The 18,852-nt window shown below is 47.8% G+C and carries 13 protein-coding genes; all 13 read left to right on the top strand.

Annotated elements, in window-relative coordinates; translation table 11 throughout:
* Positions 1-79: 79 nt before the first annotated feature.
* The 13 genes from QP794_RS00220 to helD all read left to right on the top strand — a co-directional run bounded on the left by QP794_RS00220 (position 80) and on the right by helD (position 18,660).
* Positions 80-778, top strand: coding sequence for a hypothetical protein (locus tag QP794_RS00220; RefSeq protein ID WP_024630100.1), 699 nt, complete (start codon positions 80-82; stop codon positions 776-778).
* A gap of 333 nt (positions 779-1,111) precedes the next feature.
* Positions 1,112-2,857, top strand: a complete 1,746-nt coding sequence (locus QP794_RS00215; RefSeq protein ID WP_285074414.1) for a sensor histidine kinase — start codon at positions 1,112-1,114, stop codon at positions 2,855-2,857.
* A gap of 85 nt (positions 2,858-2,942) precedes the next feature.
* Positions 2,943-4,565, top strand: a complete 1,623-nt coding sequence (locus QP794_RS00210) for a response regulator (protein WP_285074413.1) — start codon at positions 2,943-2,945, stop codon at positions 4,563-4,565.
* 124 nt (positions 4,566-4,689) lie between these two features.
* Positions 4,690-6,375, top strand: coding sequence for a type 2 periplasmic-binding domain-containing protein (locus QP794_RS00205; protein ID WP_079347300.1), 1,686 nt, complete (start codon positions 4,690-4,692; stop codon positions 6,373-6,375).
* A gap of 247 nt (positions 6,376-6,622) precedes the next feature.
* A complete protein-coding gene (locus tag QP794_RS00200) occupies positions 6,623-7,513 on the top strand; it encodes an ABC transporter permease (RefSeq protein ID WP_024630104.1) in 891 nt (296 codons plus the stop codon).
* Positions 7,514-7,543: 30 nt separating this feature from the next.
* Positions 7,544-8,422 (top strand): carbohydrate ABC transporter permease, encoded by an 879-nt coding sequence (locus QP794_RS00195; RefSeq protein ID WP_285074412.1) that lies wholly within the window; start codon positions 7,544-7,546, stop codon positions 8,420-8,422.
* A gap of 32 nt (positions 8,423-8,454) precedes the next feature.
* Positions 8,455-9,564 (top strand): glycoside hydrolase family 53 protein, encoded by a 1,110-nt coding sequence (locus QP794_RS00190; protein ID WP_285074411.1) that lies wholly within the window; start codon positions 8,455-8,457, stop codon positions 9,562-9,564.
* Between the two features lie 37 nt (positions 9,565-9,601).
* A complete protein-coding gene (locus QP794_RS00185; RefSeq protein ID WP_285074410.1) occupies positions 9,602-11,674 on the top strand; it encodes a beta-galactosidase in 2,073 nt (690 codons plus the stop codon).
* A 280-nt stretch (positions 11,675-11,954) separates the two neighbouring features.
* Positions 11,955-13,394, top strand: coding sequence for an NAD-dependent malic enzyme (locus tag QP794_RS00180; protein ID WP_079347122.1), 1,440 nt, complete (start codon positions 11,955-11,957; stop codon positions 13,392-13,394).
* A 1-nt stretch (position 13,395) separates the two neighbouring features.
* Positions 13,396-14,121 carry an HD domain-containing protein gene (locus QP794_RS00175; protein ID WP_285074408.1) on the top strand — a complete coding sequence of 242 codons (726 nt, stop codon included), beginning with the start codon at positions 13,396-13,398 and terminating at the stop codon, positions 14,119-14,121.
* A gap of 252 nt (positions 14,122-14,373) precedes the next feature.
* On the top strand, positions 14,374-15,441 hold the full coding sequence (locus QP794_RS00170) for an FUSC family protein (RefSeq protein WP_285074406.1): 1,068 nt from the start codon (positions 14,374-14,376) through the stop codon (positions 15,439-15,441).
* 140 nt (positions 15,442-15,581) lie between these two features.
* On the top strand, positions 15,582-16,043 hold the full coding sequence (locus tag QP794_RS00165) for a pyridoxamine 5'-phosphate oxidase family protein (RefSeq protein WP_285074405.1): 462 nt from the start codon (positions 15,582-15,584) through the stop codon (positions 16,041-16,043).
* A gap of 241 nt (positions 16,044-16,284) precedes the next feature.
* Positions 16,285-18,660, top strand: a complete 2,376-nt coding sequence (gene helD / locus QP794_RS00160) for an RNA polymerase recycling motor HelD (RefSeq protein ID WP_285074404.1) — start codon at positions 16,285-16,287, stop codon at positions 18,658-18,660.
* Positions 18,661-18,852: the final 192 nt, after the last annotated feature.

The raw sequence follows: 18,852 nt of genomic DNA, 5'->3' as shown, positions 1-18,852 counted from the left end.
GCGTCTTTTTTTATTTGGGTCACAAACCATAATAAGGAAAAATATGATATAATCAGGTGGTTGATTAGGGGGTGTTCGTGTGTCGAGAACCAGACTTGTGTTCTCTGCGATGTTATTGCTGTTTGGCATCATCTTTACGTTTAAGCATCACCTCGGTTTTTCTGTGGGGGACACGATGTTGTCTGCTATAGGAATGTCGCCTTACACCACTGCCTACGTAAGTGGTGTGCATATCACGTTGTTTTTTGGAATGGGTATATTAGTGTGCAGCTACTATCTTACACGCAAAGAAATCATGCCCTTATATCCGGTTTTGGCCAAACGGCTCTGGCTGATCGTTCTTGCGATCGTGCTCAGTTATTCCTACATGACAGATAAATTGATGTATGTAGCCAAATGGGGAGCTTCCGGTATCCATGGTGTTTCCTATGTCCAAAATGATAGCTCCTGTACCTTTGATGTACTGGATAATGGGATCACACGGGTAAATTGTGACCTGACACTCAAAAATTACACCAGAGAGCCTGTCGCAGCTGTGCTCTTGCCTGACCTGGCCCGCAGTTACAAACACCAGGATGATCCGCTCTATGAATCCCTGCAATCGGTCCAGCTAAAACCTGTGCATATAGAGATAGAGCCGCATGGAACATTTAAGGGTCGACTAGCGTTTTCCGGATTGGCTGACTCCCCGCTGCAAGTGAAAGGAAAGTTAACCGATATTGTCCTGGATGTCGCCGTGGATGGAGAGAACACCGTGTTTGATTACGATATTCCATAAGAATATTGCGTTAGCAAGATAGAATGAATACATAAGAAGAGCTTTCAAGTTAGAAGAAATTAATCAATATGCTGCATTTAGAAAGGAGCTGACGGTTGTCGGCTCTTTTTTTGCGTGGAAGTTGCAATTAGTGCAGAAAAGTTGGCTTTGTCACCTTTATGCATGGATATGGTAACGCTTACGATATATAGAGAGTCGATTGTAATGGGATTAGGTTCGGAATAACGGATAAGCTGTGAAGCGGATTCACCCAGAAAAAAAAGAGTTTATGTTTAATGCTTGCATCGTTAAAATTAGATTCACTGACTAATGAAGGCAAGGTGAGGTAAGAAGATGTCATACCGGACGAATCTATTTTCCAAAATGGTCATTTTAATTCTAATTATGCTGGTTCCAGTCGTACTGCTGTACTGGTATTCCAACCATAAAACAACAGCAGTTCTGCGGGATGAACTCAATCGCTCCAACAGCAACCAGCTTGAGTTTTTTCAAAATCAGGTGAATACCCACATCGAATTGTTATCCTCGTGGCCGAATCTGCTCATCCATGACCCCGATATTGCGAGCTTCCGGCGGATCTACGCCGATAGTAAATATTTCGATCTGGATACGATCAATCTGGTTAAACGTATTCAGAACAAGCTGAGCATCCAGGAAAGTTCATCGAACTGGACAACAAAGTTATATCTGTATTCGCCGACGCTGGGCAGGGTCATCTCTGAAAGAGATGCTGGCTACTATGATCAGGAGACACTGCGAGGCAACATGTCATCCGGATGGAATGTTCGAAAGATTCAGGAGGGAGAAGATGAAAAATTCATCTTTAGCTGGATCACCGTATCTCCATACGGCATTAGCGACCCGGCAGCCAATGCACAGACCGTGATTAAGCTTGAATTCGACAGTGACAATATTCGCGATATGCTGGATAAATTTAAGGACGATGGCCGCCATGATCCGTTTTATTACCGGGAAGAGTCAGGGGTCATCTATAACCGAACTTCAGATCGTGCACTGACAGGTCAGCTGATGAACAAGCTGGCTATTGCTAAGCTTAAGGATGTGGATAACCGGACAGTCGTTATTGACGGCGAGCCGTACATGGTGAATACGGTAAAGTCCAGCACGACAGGCTGGTATCTGGTCGATTACATGCCGCTATCGGCGATTCTGAAGCCGATTCATCAATCCAACATACTGTTTTATTCGGCCATGATCTGTCTGCTCTTGATGAGCTTTGCTGTGGCCTATCTGTTATACGTCCAGGTTCAGGTCCCCGTCAAACAGTTGATTCGTGGATTCCAACGGTTGAAGCAGGAGGATTATTCAGTTCGAATCACGCCGAAAGGACGCAATGAATTCAGCTTTTTGTCGGAACGATTCAACTCGATGGTGGCGCAGATTCAGCAGCTGTTTGAACACGTGTATCTGGAACAGATTCATGTGCGCGAAGCCCGGCTGAAACAGCTGCAATCGCAGATTAATCCACACTTTTTCTATAATTGCTTCTCGTTTATTACGAGCATGGCAAAGTTGAAGCGTGTGGATGCAGTAGTTGCGATGTCGCATAATCTGTCCCGATACTATCGGTATACGACGAGGCAGGAGCGTGATGTCGTGCCGCTTACGGAGGAAATTGAATTCGTCACCTGTTATCTGGAAATTCAGCAAATGCGTATGGACCGAATACGTTTCAAAATTGACTTGCCGGAAGATATCCTGAGGCAGGAGGTGCCCCCGCTAATCGTACAACCTCTGGTGGAGAATGCGGTTATTCATGGAATTGAAGCCGATGCCGAAGCTGGAGAAATACGAGTTTCGGGGGAACAGAGAGATGGCATGATGATTCTTACCGTGGATGACGACGGGCAAGGCATGGATGAACTGGGTAGGCAGATGCTTCTGCATAAACTCACAGGTGGTATGGATCAAGAGATGGGATGTGGACTATGGAACGTCAACCAGCGTCTTCAGCTCAGGTATGGGGAGCAGGCGGGATTAAGTGTAACGGAATCACCACTTGGTGGGCTGCGTGTTACCTTGTTCTGGCCTGTTGACGAGGAACATCTTCTTCAATAGAAGGATAGAAATAGAGACGCCATATGACTATAGCATGATAACGATGGAATGCCTTGCATAATTAAGCAGATAGGGAGTGAGTGTCTTGATAGATATCTTACTGGTGGATGATGAAACATATGTGACTGAAAGTCTGGAATTAACCATTCCCTGGGGAGAGCTCGGGGTTACAACGGTTTTCCGTGCGGCATCTGGCAAGGAAGCGCTGCAGATTTTGGAAGAGAATGCCGTGGATCTTGTGGTGACCGATATTCGAATGCCGGGCATGTCTGGACTGGAGCTGATTGAGGAGGTAAGCAGTCGATGGGCACATATCCGCTGCATCCTGCTGACCGGGCACAGTGATTTTCAATATGCCAAGAAAGCGATTCAGCTGCAGGCTGCCGATTATATTCTCAAGCCGGTGAACGATGAGGAATTCATGGCTTCGGTTTCCGCCGCCATCACGTCCCTTCGGGATGAGTGGGATGAATTTGATAAATACCATCGGTTGTTATACAGCCGGAAGTCGGATTATAAAATTTTGCGGGAAAATCTGATGCACGATCTGTTGCTGGGCCGCGAAATTACAGCACGGGCACTCGGTGAACAGCTGGAGCAGTACGAGATTGTACTCCAGCCGGATCAACCGGCGGTCATGATGCTCATTCGCCTTACAGGTCGGTTCTCGTCAATGGATCAGCAATCACTGGATCTGATGGAGTTTGCGGTGGGCAATATCGCCGAGGAAGTATTCGGTCCCCATTTCAATGTGTGGTTTGGACGAGGTCCTCATGAGTGTCTGGTTATGATTATACAGAGTCAGGGCTGGACGGAGCTTGTTCAGACGAACGTGGATGAACTGAAGCAACCAGCTGGGACTTTCCGCGAGCATGTCATTCGTTATCTGCAAGGAAATCTGTCGATGGTGGTTACCGCACCGTTTCAATTTGCCGATCTAACGACCGCTTATCGTAAAGGTCTGGGATCACTTGTATTGTCGGGTCCAGAGGAAAATACGGTCATTTATATGGATAAAGAGCTGTCCAAACGCCCTGAGAACGATGCGGCGCAAGCGCTTGAAGAGCTCTATAAGCCACCCGTGCTGCCTCAGCTGCTTGAAACCAAACAGTGGGAGGCTGCGGCACGCAAACTGAATGCTGTATTTGATGCAGCGGAACGCGTATGTCTCTCCAGAGAGCATGTATATGAGATGTATTTGTCTGTAACGAATGCTTTTATGTATATCGCGCATAAGCAGGGGCATCTCGTGCATGAGATTGATCATGCGGGATTTGACCTGCTGCTCGCACACCAATTGATTCAATCGCCTGACAAGCTTCGCCGCTGGGCGACGGAGATGCTTGCCAAGCTGCAGGAGGAGCTATCGGATCAGGAAGGTGTACAAAGTCGAAGACACGTCATCAAGCAGGTTCAGGAAATGGTAACGAGAGATGCAGGACAGGATCTGTCCGTGAAGATGATCGCAGACAAGGTATATTTGCATCCCGTGTATTTGTCCAAGATTTACAAAGCCGAGACAGGTGAAGGGCTGGGCGATTATATGATTCGCATGCGGATGGAGCGTGCATTGTATTTGCTCAAAAATACCAACAAAAAGATATACGAGATTACCAGTGAGTTAGGGTACCAGAATCCGCAATATTTCAGCAAAATGTTCAAAAAGCATTACGGAATGACACCGAATGAATATCGGGATCAGGCATAATTTCAACATCATTCCAACATATAGGTTGCCAAAGGTGCAGAAATCTTGTGTTCGTGACATAGGCTGAAAGACCCGGCAGGCCTATAATGAAAGGGTAACCAAAATGATTAAAGGGGGAACAACATTGAGAGCGAAATCCACGAAAAAGAGAGTACTGTCGCTTCTCGCTACGACGCTGTGTCTTACTGTCGTTCTTGCAGGCTGTTCAGGAGGCAATGGAGGCGGAGATAGTGCATCATCAAGCACACCTGCTGTTGAAAACGAATACAAAGAAAAATATGATCCGGCAGTAACCCTTACAACGGCATGGGGAATTGACCCTGAGCTGAAATTCAAAAATGGCGAATCGATGGAAAATAACGTAGCAACCAAGTGGGCCAAAGAGCAATTTGGTATCGACATCAAATCATTGTGGTCTGTAACGGATACAAACGGAGCGTTTGCTACGAAGCTTCGACTTGCGATGTCTTCCGGTCAGGAGATGCCTGATATTGTAACGGTTGGGGATAACCTGCTTGCTCAGGATCTGATTGATTCCGGCATGTATCAGGAAGTGGGTCCGCTGTTCGACAAATATGCTTCTGACACATGGAAAAAAGCGATGGAGCAGGACCCCAATGTATGGAACCAGTACAGCCGTGATGGCAAAAGAATGGGTATTCCCGTACTGGACTATGCATACAACAATGATTACCTGCTGTGGATTCGCCAGGACTGGCTGGACAAGCTGAATCTGGAGGCACCAAAAACGATCGATGAGCTGGAAACAGTCATGGATGCGTTCAAAAACCAAAATCCGGATGGATTGGCTCCGGACAAGGTTACTCCACTAAGCATCGGATTCAAAACATCCATGAACACATGGATGGGAGATCCATCCTGGATCTTCGGTGCATACGGAACACTGCCGTTCCAATGGAATGTGGCTGAAGATGGCAAGCTGGAGTATGGTTCCATCAATCCTGGCATGAAACAAGGTCTGACCAAATTGAGCGAATGGCTCAAAAAAGGATATATCCCGCAGGAAGCAGCATTATGGGATGAAAACAAAACAGCAGAGCCAGCGGTGGCAGGTACAGCCGGTATTATCCCAGGTCCGTACTGGATGAGCGGATGGCCGCTTCTGGATACAGTGAAAAATGTGCCAAGCGCGGTCTGGAAACCGATTCAAATCCCGTCCGGTCCAGAAGGCAAAGCGATGCGTCACGGTACACAGTTTGTCAACGGCGTTATTTTGATTAAGAAAGACATGGAACATCCTGAGGCGTTCTTCACGTATGAGAATTACCTGTTCGACAATTATGCAGACCCAGAACCAGGCAGCCCGTATGATAACGGACTGTTTGCAGGCTATGACTACCAATTGGATGCCAATGGTAAACAAATGCCGATTGATCAAATCGAAGGCGGATATGTGAACGTTGTACGTTATTTGCTCGTTCGTGATGGCGCTCGTATTCCGGATGCTCAGATGAAAGCCCTGCTGAATCTGGCAGATGGCAAAGAGCCTGAAACGAAGCTTGAGAAGGATGTTGCCGTTAACTATGGTAAAGAGACCCCTGCTGCTGCGAAAGTGCTGCTCAGTCAGGAAGAAATCTCTTACAAAAACATGTTTACTGGTCCTACAACAGCAACGATGAAATCGAAGCTTGATTACCTGAACAAAATTGAGAATCAGGCATTCAATGAAATTATTTATGGCAAAAACCCGGTAGATTCGTTTGATACATTCGTACAAACATGGAAATCGGGTGGCGGTGACCAAATCACACAAGAGGTTAACGAATGGTATGACAGTGTGAAAAAATAAGTTACAGGGGCGCGCAGACTATATTAGTCTGTGCGCTTTTTTTGTCGTTGTGAGAGCGTGATTTGCTTGGGAGAGGTGCGAGTTAGCAGAGGAAGAATGACTGGAAAGACTGCGAGTCCAAACTGGTTGCTTTTGTGCCATTTATATTGCTTTTATGTGCTGTTTGACCTATGCAAACGGTTGATATAATCGCAGTATAAGCCACTCAGGGAGTACTTGAGTAGGAAGAATTACAGGGGGAGCAATCATGAGAACTTTAAAACGAACTTGGCCATTCCACGTAATGCTGCTGCCAGCCATCATCTTTCTGATCATATTCAGTTACATTCCCATGGGCGGCATTGTCATGGCATTTCAAAACTATAAGCCATGGCTGGGCATTAGCGGCTCCGAATGGGTCGGGCTGGATAACTTCCGATTTTTATTTGAGCGTCAAGACAGCTTGCAGGTGATCTGGAATACGCTGATCATTGCTGTGCTTAAACTGATATTTAATTTATTTGTTCCTTTTGTTTTCGCCATTCTGTTGAATGAAGTCCGCAAGATGGCTATACAGAGAACCATTCAGACCCTTGTCTACTTGCCTCACTTCTTGTCCTGGGTCATCCTGGGCGGGATTTTGATCGATTTGCTGTCCACTGGTGGCTTGGTTAACCGGGTTCTTGGAACCTTCGGACTTGGGCCCTACTTCTTCCTCGGGGATAACAGCTGGTTCCGGTCTACGGTCATTCTGACGGATGTGTGGAAGGAATTTGGCTATAACATGATTGTTTTCCTGGCTGCCCTTGCCGGAATTAACCCTGCGTTGTACGAAGCAGCAGAAATAGACGGAGCTGGACGCTGGAAACAAACGCTGCACATTACGATTCCTTCACTTGTGCCAATGCTTATGGTTGTGGGTACGCTAGCGCTCGGAAATGTGCTGAATGCCGGGTTTGACCAAATCTTTAATCTGTACAATCCGCTCGTTTATCAAACGGGTGACATCATTGATACATTCGTATACCGTTCTGCGATGCAAAATGGTGAGATGGGCTTTGCCACCGCCATCGGATTGTTCAAATCGGTAATCAGCATGATTTTGATTCTTGTGTCTTACAGTCTGGCTAAGAAATACGCCGGTTATCGCATATTCTAATCGAATGAACATAAGAAAGAAGGGACCACGATGTACCACAAATCATTACCTTATCGCGTGTTTAATATAATTAATACCTGCTTTCTGATTTTGGTCGCCATTATGTGTATTATACCGATGATTCATGTTCTGGCTGTCTCTTTCAGCACGAAGGCTGCGGCCGATGCGAATCTGGTCAATCTTTGGCCCGTGGGCTTCTCGCTTGAGGCCTACAAAAAAACGATGAACAATCCGATTTTCCTGAACTCGCTCTGGATCTCCCTGCTGCGTACGGTCATCGGCACAGCAATTACGTTGCTCATTACCTTCTTGGCGGCGTACCCGTTGTCGAAAGAAAATAGTGAATTTAAAGGCAGAACCTTATATTCATGGATATTTGTTTTTAGTATGATCTTTAATGGCGGACTGGTTCCCTTCTACATGGTTATCCAGAAGATTGGTCTGATGGATTCCTTCTGGGTGCTGGTCCTCCCGGGGGCGGTCAATACCTTCCTGGTCATTCTAATGCTGAACTTCTTCCGCGGCATTCCAAAAGAACTGGAGGAAGCAGCTCTGATGGACGGAGCCAACCATTTCAGAACATTGTTCACAATCTTCCTGCCGATTTCCATGCCATCCATCGCAACAATTGCCTTATTCAGCATGGTGTTTCATTGGAACTCTTGGTTTGACGGACTGTTATACATGAACAATGCCAAGGATTACCCGCTGGCTACATTTATGCAAACCGTCATTATCGGTCGGGATATGAGCAGCATGAGCATGAACCCCAAAGAAATGGAAGCTCTTTCTCAAACCACGGTAAGAGCGGCACAAATCTTCATCGGAAGCGCACCCATTCTGATCGTTTATCCATTCCTGCAGCGCTTCTTTGTCAAAGGTATGACCTTGGGTTCGGTTAAAGGCTGAGCCTGCATCTAAATTAAACGGAGGTTGATAAAGTGAGCCATTTAAAGGAAGAGGCATTCATTCTCGGAATGGATGTGTCGTTTATGGATGAAATTGAGCAGCATGGTGGGAGCTATCGTGATGAGCATGGGCAGCAGGCAGATTTGCTGACCCTTCTCAAGCTGGGTGATGCCAATGCAATCCGATTGCGAATCTGGAATGATCCTGTAGGCGGATTCTGTAATCTGGAGCGGACGGTAGCGGTTGCCAAACGAATCAAGGAAAAAGGCCTGCAATTCTTGCTGGATTTTCATTATTCCGATCGCTGGGCTGATCCAGCCAATCAATGGAAGCCGAAGGCGTGGGAGAAGCTGTCCTATGAGGAACTGCAGCGTGAGGTATGTACCTATACGGCAGATGTGCTGAGAACACTCAAGGAGCATGATGCATTGCCGGATATGGTGCAGGTGGGGAATGAAATTACACCGGGCATGTTATGGGATGAAGGGCGTGTTGGCGGAGAAGAACATGATACCGATGAACAGTGGGAGCGTTTTGCCGGACTTGTGAAGTATGGTATCGCTGCTGTTAAATCGGTTGATTCGGAAATCAAGATTATGATTCATATTGACCGCGGTGGTGACAATGCGGAGAGTCGCAAGTTCTATGATCGATTTGAAGCGCTTGGTGTGGAGTTCGATATCATTGGGCTCTCATATTACCCTTGGTGGCATGGAACACTGGATGCACTCCGGGATAATCTGCATGATCTGGCTAAACGATACGGCAAACCAATCAACGTTGTTGAAACCGCTTATCCTTGGACATTGGAGCAGCCTGAGGGTCACGAGTGGATTCTGAATCAGGAAGAACTGCTGCTGCCCGGGTATCCGGCTAGTGTGGAAGGACAGACACGTTATCTGAAGGATCTGCTGCAGATTATTCGTGAAGTTCCCGGCGGTCTCGGAGCGGGATTCTATTACTGGGAGCCTGCCTGGATTCCTAGCAAGGAAGAGTGGTCTGTTGGACATCCGAATAACTGGGGCAACCTGACGATGTTTGATTTTAAGGGACAGAAGTTGCAATCGTTTTCAGCGCTGAAGGCTGGAGAGGAAAACGACACCACATTAGATGAGCAGCCGAGTGCGGTATTGATCAAATAGATGCTTCTAAAATGAAATGAATGAAGGAGTTGTCAGCATGACATACACATATCCACCCGTAAGTTCCAAAGCACCTCATATGTTACATGGTGCAGATTATAACCCGGAGCAATGGCTCCGCTATCCTGAAGTACTGGAAGAAGATATCCGCCTGATGAAGCTGGCCAAATGTAATGTGATGTCCGTCGGCATTTTCTCATGGGTATCTCTTGAACCGGAGGAAGGCGTGTACACGTTTGAATGGCTGGATCAGGTACTGGATCGTTTTGCTGCCAATGGAATCTATGCATTCCTGGCTACCCCAAGTGGTGCAAGACCTGCCTGGATGTCAGCCAAGTATCCCGAAGTGCTGCGTGTTGGGGCCAACCGTGTTCGCAATCTGCACGGCTTCCGTCACAATCACTGTTATACGTCCCCTGTATACCGGGAGAAGGTTACGGCGATCAATACGAAACTAGCAGAACGTTATTCGGATCATCCGGCAGTCATTGGCTGGCACATTTCGAATGAATTCGGTGGGGACTGTCACTGTGATTATTGCCAGGAGGCTTTCCGGGGTTGGGTCAAAAACAAATACGGCACACTGGATGAGCTGAATCATTCCTGGTGGACGACATTCTGGAGCCATACCGTGACGGACTGGAGTCAAGTGGAGTCTCCTGCCCCACATGGAGAGACACAGGTTCATGCGATGAATCTGGACTGGCGCCGATTCGTAACGGATCAGACCGCTGATTTTATCGTGCACGAAACGAAACCGCTCAAGGCCAAAAATCCTGATCTGCCGGTAACGACCAATCTGATGGAATTTTATGAAGGATTGAACTACTGGAAGTTCGCCGACATTCTGGATTTCCTGTCCTGGGACAGTTACCCGACATGGCATGACGCGGACGAAGAAGATACGCTCGCATCGAGAATTGCTATGATGCATGATATTGTTCGTTCCATCAAAGGAGGACAGCCGTTTCTGTTGATGGAGAGCACACCAAGCTCAACCAACTGGCAAGAGACCAGCAAATTGAAACGTCCGGGTATGCATTTGCTGTCATCACTGCAGGCTGTAGCGCACGGCTCGGACAGCGTACAGTACTTCCAGTGGAGAAAGAGCCGGGGTTCCAGTGAGAAGCTTCATGGGGCGGTTGTGGATCATGTAGGACATGAACATACCCGTGTATTCCAGGACGTGACTGATGTAGGTACGGCACTCGAAGGAATGCAGGCGGTGGTTGGAACGTCCGTTCCGGCAGAAGTTGCTATCATTTTCGACTGGGAAAACCGTTGGGCGGTAAAGGATTCCCAAGGACCGCGTAACATCGGAGTGAAGTACGAGCAGACGGTAGAATGGCATTATGATGCCTTCTGGAAAAAAGGTGTGCCTGTAGACGTAATCGACATGGATGCTGATCTCTCCAAGTACAAACTGCTCATCGCACCTATGCTCTATCTGGTGCGTGAAGGCGTGGGCGAACGCATTGAGCGATTCGTGGAAAATGGCGGTACATTTGTAGCTACGTATTGGTCAGGCATCGTAAATGAGAATGATTTGTGCTTCCTAGGAGGCTTCCCTGGACCGCTTCGCAAGACGCTGGGAATCTGGTCGGAAGAAATCGATGGCTTGCATGACCGTGATCTGAATGGAGCTGTACCTGTGAAGGACAACGAGCTTCAACTGAATGCCGAATATGATGCTTTCGAATTATGCGATCTAATTCATCTGGAAGGTGCAGAAGCGCTGGCGACGTATCGCTCCGACTTCTATGCCGGACGTCCTGCTTTGACTGTGAATCGTCTTGGTTCTGGTAAAGCCTATTATATGGCTACGCGTTTCAAAGCTCCATTTTACGACGATTTCTATGGCAGTTTAATCGCTGATCTGGGGATTGAGCGTGCCCTTGAAACTCAGCTTCCTACTGGAGTTACGGCACATATTCGTACAGATGGCACGGCGGATTATGTGTTCGTGCAGAACTACACACCGGAGACGAAACAGGTGAAGCTGGACGAGCAGACCTACACCGATTTGCTGAGTGGTGATGCTTTAGAGGGCAACCTTGATTTGCAGCCATATGACATCCGGGTACTGCGCAGAGCGGCTGAGCGTAAATAATAGAATATAACTCATTTGGCTGAAAAATCTGGGGATAAGCAGCGATCGGAAGGTTGTTCTGTCATCGGAGTGGCAAGTGTAAATATGCTTTAGTTCAACTTAGATAGCTTGCAGAAGGGTCACCCTTAACGTCTCGATTAGACGGAGAGGGTGGTCCTTTTTGTCGTATTAGATCACGACAAATACTTTTTCTGGACAATATAAAGGAAAAACGTGTCCGCGCAGCGAAGACAAACAGGTAACACTGTAACTCAAGACTTGCAGTCTGGGAGGAATTGGAATGAATCAAAGGAATCTAGACGGTAACAGCTTTATTATTCGGCTGGAAATGACAACAAAAGATATCAAGTTTGGTGAAGTGGCCTCGGCCATCTCGGAAGCCGGCGGGGACATCATTGCCATCGACGTGATTTCGACCAATCAGGATGTAAGTGTGCGCGACTTAACTGTCGCGGTAACAGATGCACAGGATAACAGTAAAATTATAGAAGGGGTGCGCCAGCTCAAAGGAGCATCCATTATTAACGTATCGGATCGAACGTTTCTGCTGCATTTGGGCGGCAAGATTGAAGTTACACCGAAGACCCCGATTCATAACCGGGAAGACCTGTCCCGCGTATATACACCGGATGTGGCCCGGGTATGTTCGGCCATTTCAGAAGAGCCTGGAAAGGCATTCTCGCTGACCATCAAGCGGAATACGGTTGCCGTGGTGTCGGATGGCAGTGCTGTGCTTGGACTCGGTAACATCGGACCGCGTGCTGCGATGCCGGTGATGGAAGGTAAGGCGATGTTATTCAAACAGTTTGCAGGGGTTGATGCTTTCCCAATCTGCCTGGATACACAGGATACCGAGGAAATCATTCGAACTGTGAAAGCGATCTCACCAGCATTTGGCGGGATTAATCTGGAGGATATTTCTTCACCGCGTTGCTTCGAAATTGAGCGTCGTCTGAATGAGGAGCTGGACATTCCTGTATTTCATGATGACCAGCATGGTACGGCAGTTGTGTTGTATGCAGGTCTGATCAATGCGCTCAAGCTGGTTGGCAAGTCCATCACGGATGTGAAAATTGTCGTCTGCGGAATCGGCGCAGCAGGTGTGGCATGCAGTAATATTCTGCTGTCCGCTGGAGCGAGCCGGGTTGTTGGGGTAGATCGTGAAGGTGCGCTGGTACGGACGAATACCTATGAAAATGAAGTGTGGAGCGATTATGCGGCTCGTACCAACCCCGAACTGGAGACAGGTTCACTTCGTGAAGTGATTCGCGGAGCAGATGTCTTCATCGGTCTGTCCCGTGGCAATCTGTTAACGCGGGAAGATGTGCAAACGATGGCAGCCGACCCGATCGTTTTCGCGATGGCGAATCCGGTACCGGAGATTATGCCGTCCGTAGTGGAGGACATTGTGGCTGTTATGGCGACAGGTCGCTCCGATTATCCGAATCAGATTAATAACGTATTGTGCTTCCCGGGTATGTTCAGAGCGGTTCTGGATTGCCGCGCCAGTGAGATTAACGAGGAGATGAAGCTCGCTGCAGCTCAGGCGATTGCTTCGGCCATTTCGGATGAAGAGCGTACCCGTTATTATATTATTCCGAGTGTGTTTAACGATAAAATCGTTAAATCAATGCGCACTCGCGTGATTGAGGCAGCGGTCAAGACGGGTGTGGCAAGACGTATACCGCGTGAACAAGCTCGCGAAGGCGGGGAAGTGTAAGATGCAAGAGAAATCCCTTCAACATCCGAACCCAAGCGCGCAGCAATCGGGGCATGAGGATCATGTTGATGGAACGTTAACAGGAGAGGCCATTCTTCGAGCGGCTCGAGCTTTTGTACAAGGAGACGCTGCCGCACATACAGATGGCCATGACTGGCCTCATATCGAACGGGTCACCACACTTGCGGTTGAGCTCGCACATCGTATGGGCGCCGATCCTTTCATCTGTGAACTGGCTGCATTACTGCATGATGTGCCGGATGAGAAGCTGAACGAAAGTCTGGAAGTGGGGATGGCGAAGCTGAATGCATGGCTGGATACCCAGCCGCTGGAAGCGGGTACGCGGGAAGCCGTAGTAAACATCATTTGTTCTATTTCCTATGCAGGAGGACAGCGCCCTGCCGTCACATCGCTGGAAGCTCAGGTGGTACAGGATGCGGACCGCCTGGATGCGCTGGGCGCTATCGGTATTGCGCGTACGTTTGCTTTTGCCGGCGCGAGAGGTCGGGAGATGTATGATCCCGCCCTTCCCCCACGAGAGCAGATGACGCGCGAGGAATACCGGAATGGGCGCAGTACAACGATTAATCATTTCTACGAAAAGCTGTTCAAGCTGAAAGATCTGATGAACACGTCCTATGGCAAGGAACTGGCAGAGCAGCGTCATGACTTTATGGTGCAGTTTGTGGAGCAGTTCAAGCGCGAATGGGAAGGAAGGTTTTCATAACTTTCTCCGTTTGAGTTAAACATACAATACCCCCTACTTCCGAGAGTGGAGTGGGGGGTATTTGTTGTGTACACGGATAAGCAGTAGGGAATTTAACTCATCAACAGGATACAGGGCATGGTAACCCAATGGCTTCCATGATACAATAAATCGTTCTCCTGAATTGATTCGGGCAAAAAAAGAAATATGGGGTAATAATGATAATGATCATCAAACGAATGAAATCCGTTTTGAAAAAGAGGAGGGGTCACCATGTCATTTGGTGCACGTGTACTTAAGACAGGGATTGCGGTTACACTGGCCCTGTACCTTAGCAGCATGTTCCTAAACCCGCAATCTCCCGTTCCCGCCGCGATCGCGGCCATCTTTGCCATGCAGCCATCCATTTATCGTTCCTGGAAGTACTTCCTGGATCAGCTGCAGACCACTACACTTGGGGCAATCGTGGCGCTGATAGGAGGCATGGTGCTATCCAATGAGCCCATCGCCGTCGGGCTCATTATTGTGCTGGTTATTATGATTTGTCTTAAATTGAATATGGGCGAAACGGTTGGCCTGACGCTGGTAACCGTTGTATCGATTATGGAAGCGTCGGGTGACTGGCATTTTGCATTGAACCGTTTCCTGCTGACACTTGTCGGCATTGTATCTGCGTTTCTTATTAATATTACGGTATTCCCACCCAAGCCGAAGATCCAGTTCGTGAAGCAGATTCAGAGTGTGTTCAGTGGCATGTCACTGCTGCTGCGTACATCCATCTCGGATGAGATCAAGGAAGTGGTGTTCCGGGATGAGAAAAATAATCTGGGCGGCTCCATCAAATCATTGTCGGATAAGTATAACTTGTTTGAAGAAGAACAGAAGAAGATGAAACGGTCCAAATTCAGTGAGACCCGGCAGATGGTCGTATACAAACAGATGCTGCTTAGTCTGCAGAAAGGATTCGATGTACTGGATTCGGTAGAACGCCACTATTTCCAGGCACAGCGAACACCGGAAATGGATCAGTTCTTTGATACACATCTGGAGCTTGTTATCAAATTCCATGAACATGCGCTGCTCAAGTTCGAGGATAAGCTGAAACCGAATGGTGAGGAGGCGGCACAGTTCATTTTGGATAATGATCGTTTCATGGAGCAGGCGATCTCCCAGTTTGATATCGATCAGGAAGGGATGCTGAGGCTGTCCATCGTGGCTGCTGCGATCTACGATTACGGCTACCAGCTGGAGCGGCTGAATCGGCTTGCCGAACATGTGCACAGTGCCAGTGAAGACAAGGATTCACAGGATAAAATTCTGAATTGGCTTAAATGGCCGTAAACATGGTAGTACGGTTTGCGGTGATGTGGTTTCATCATATACAATGGAACCACAACTAGCCCGGACAGCGTGTCCGGGTTGTTTTGCATACATAGCGTAGACCTTGCGCAACCAACTCAATCGAACCGAGGTAGATATATATGAATTTGACACAGCTTGGACCTGAATGGATGGAGTGGTTCAATGGAGAGAATCTGGAGAAGAAGCAGCACGATGCGATGCAATTGCTGACCGTGTCCGGGGGTGAATGGCCGCATCAAGCGATGATCAGTATGGGAGAAGTCATTGCGGTCACGCCCAGCCTGCTGAGACTGGCTTTATGGCCGGGAACACAGACAAGTATGAATATGAGTCGAACAGGCAAGGCTACCTTGATTGCGGTTCATCAGCAAAGTTTGTTATCTATTCGTCTGGATGTGACTTCACTGCCGGCATTAAGGGAAGCAGCTCATCCGAGAGATCGTTTCGAGGCTCAGGTGATTAACATTCGTGTAGATCATGCGCCGTATGCGGAGATTACTTCAGGGATCACATTTCAATTAAAAGACGAATCTGGGGCTATTACACGCTGGAGAGAGACCATTGAAGAATTACGACAATAAAACGGGGCGCGTTCTATATTCATCCCAGTCGAGGGTAATAATAGAATAAAAACAACAAAAAACGCCTCCGCTTGCATCGGGACGTTGTCACTGGTACAATAAAAAATGGTTTTCAGAAAATTAGAACTAATTAACATAAAATAAAAATGTTTACTTTCTAATTAATTATACCATAGCCTTTTCGGGCTTGTCAAATGGGCTTTTGAGGACACAATCCGGGGAAAGAGGGGCGTATTAACATATGAGTACAGACCAGCAATGGAGCGAGGAGCAGCAGCGGGTCAACAAGGTAACGGAACAGATTGATCGGAAAATCGACATTCTGGAAAAAGAGGTAGGTTCCTTCCGGGATGAAGTTGTGGGAATGAGAAAAGATTTCTGGGACGAAGTCACCATGAACTTCAGCGAAGCGGATGATGTAGGGGAAACCTCCACCAGTATGCGGCAGCAATCACAGGTCCTGTCGGATCGGGAGCGCAGCCATCTGAATACGGCCGCAGCGCTGGATAAAATGAAACGGCTGCACCATTCACCGTATTTTGGTCGGATTGATTTCAAGGAAAATGGCTATCCGAATGCAGAACGAATCTATCTGGGGATCGCATCCCTGCTGGATGAGAAGGAGGAATCCTTCCTTGTCTATGACTGGCGTGCGCCCATATCCAACCTGTATTATGATGGAGCGCCAGGTCCGGTCACGTATCATACACCGAGCGGTGAGATTAGTGGAGATATTGAGATGAAGCGGCAGTTTGTCATTCGGGATGGACGTATCCGCTTTATGTTCGACACCGGAGTTACGATTGGGGATGAGCTGTTACAGGCCGTCCTCAGTCGAACCTCAGATGCACAGATGAAAAGCATTGTGGCGACAATCCAGAAAGAGCAGAATCGGATTATTCGTAATGACCGGACTCGCATGCTGATCGTGCAGGGAGCTGCAGGCAGTGGTAAAACTTCCGCTGCGCTCCAGCGTGTAGCGTATCTGCTCTATAAATACCGCGAGCATCTGCAAGCGGATCAGATGGTCCTTTTTTCGCCAAACCCGATGTTCAACAGTTATGTTTCCACCGTACTGCCTGAGCTTGGAGAGGAAAATATGCTGCAAACGACCTTCCAGGAGTATCTGGAACGCCGTCTGGGCCGTGAATATCAACTGGAAGATCCATTCATTCAGCTTGAATACGTACTTACGGGAACTGAGGACCCTCAATACGAAGCGCGTATGTCCGGCATTCGTTTCAAATCGTCTGAGTCCTTCCTTAAGGTTATTACACGATACAAGGACAGCATGATGTCTGAAGGTATGAAATTCAAACCGGTTCGTTTCCAGGGGCGGGCTGTTGTTACGGCTGAGGCTATGGCGGAGAAATTCTATAGCTTCGAACCATCCGTCAAGCTGGTGAATCGACTGGAAATACTGCGGGACTGGATGCTGAAAGAGTTGTCGGCCTTTGGCAAAGGCGAATTAGAAGCTCCTTGGGTAGATCAACAGCTGGATATAATGGAGCCAGAGGATCTGCAGCGGGCCTATCAGCGCCTGAAGCGAAAGCAAAAAGGGAAGTCGGACACGTTTGATGATTTCCAGCAGGAACGAGAGATACTTGCCCGAATGGTGGTCAGTGATCGGCTCAAGCCTTTGCGCAAATGGATTAAATCCTTACGTTTTGTCGATGTACGTCAATTGTACGCCCACCTATTCAACGACCGGGCACAGATGGTTCGCCTGTTGGGGGAGGAAACATTACCTTCACACTGGGAAGAAATTGGTGAGATGACACTTCGCAGATTGAAAGTACAGGAGCTGGCCTATGAGGATATCACACCTTATTTGTATCTGCGTGAGTTGCTTCTCGGCTTCCATATTAACTCCAATATCCGCCATGTAATCATTGACGAGGCACAGGATTACTCTGCCTTCCAACTGGCCTTTATGAAAAGATTGTTCCCGAGATCAAAAATCACCGCACTTGGAGATTTTAATCAAGCCATCTATGCACACTCATCGGTACTGAGTGGAACGGGGCCGCTGACTAACCTGTATGGACCGGAAAATACGGAAGTGATTGAGCTGACGAGAAGTTATCGTTCAACGCAGGAGATCGTGGAGTTTACACGGGGCATGGTTCCGGGTGGAGAAGAGATTGTTCCATTTAACCGCGGTGGGGAGAAGCCGAAAGTGATCGTTTCCGCCAATGAACAGGAGCATTTGGATGTCATTACAGCCGATCTCAAACATCTGATTCAGGAAGGGTATGAATCGGTTGCGGTCATCTGCAAAACGGCGGAAGAGAGCAAGGACATCCATGAAGCATTAAGCAAAATACTGCCTGTGGCACCGAAGCTGATCAAAAAAACAACACTGGCCTTTGAACGGGGTGTGCATGTCATCCCGGCGTATCTGGCCAAGGGTGTGGAGTTTGATGCGGTTCTGATCTATGATGGATCTGCATCGCAATATGCGCAGGAACATGAACGTAAGCTGTTCTATACGGCATGTACCCGTGCCATGCATTTACTGCATGTTTATTGCATGGGCAAACCTAGCCCGTTCATTACATCCCAGTCCGAAGAGTTGTATGATATGGGCAAGGTGTCTGCTGCTCAAGCCGAATGACTGCGTCTTTCAAATTCATGAAGAAGGCTTCCGTTCGATGGGACGGGAGTCTTTCTATGTATTGCAGAATACGATGAGGGGAATAAGAAGCTTCATAAGGTTGGTCTTGGATGTGAAAGCATGGTGGAGATCATTGAATTAGATATCTCTTCTGACATGATATTAGATGGATTAGGTTTTATGGATAAAAAA

This window comes from Paenibacillus sp. UMB7766-LJ446 (genome assembly GCF_030226665.1).
Taxonomy (GTDB): Bacteria; Bacillota; Bacilli; order Paenibacillales; family Paenibacillaceae; genus Paenibacillus; species Paenibacillus vandeheii.
Note: the sequence above shows the minus strand (reverse complement) of the source record. Positions and strands in the feature narration are given on the sequence as shown.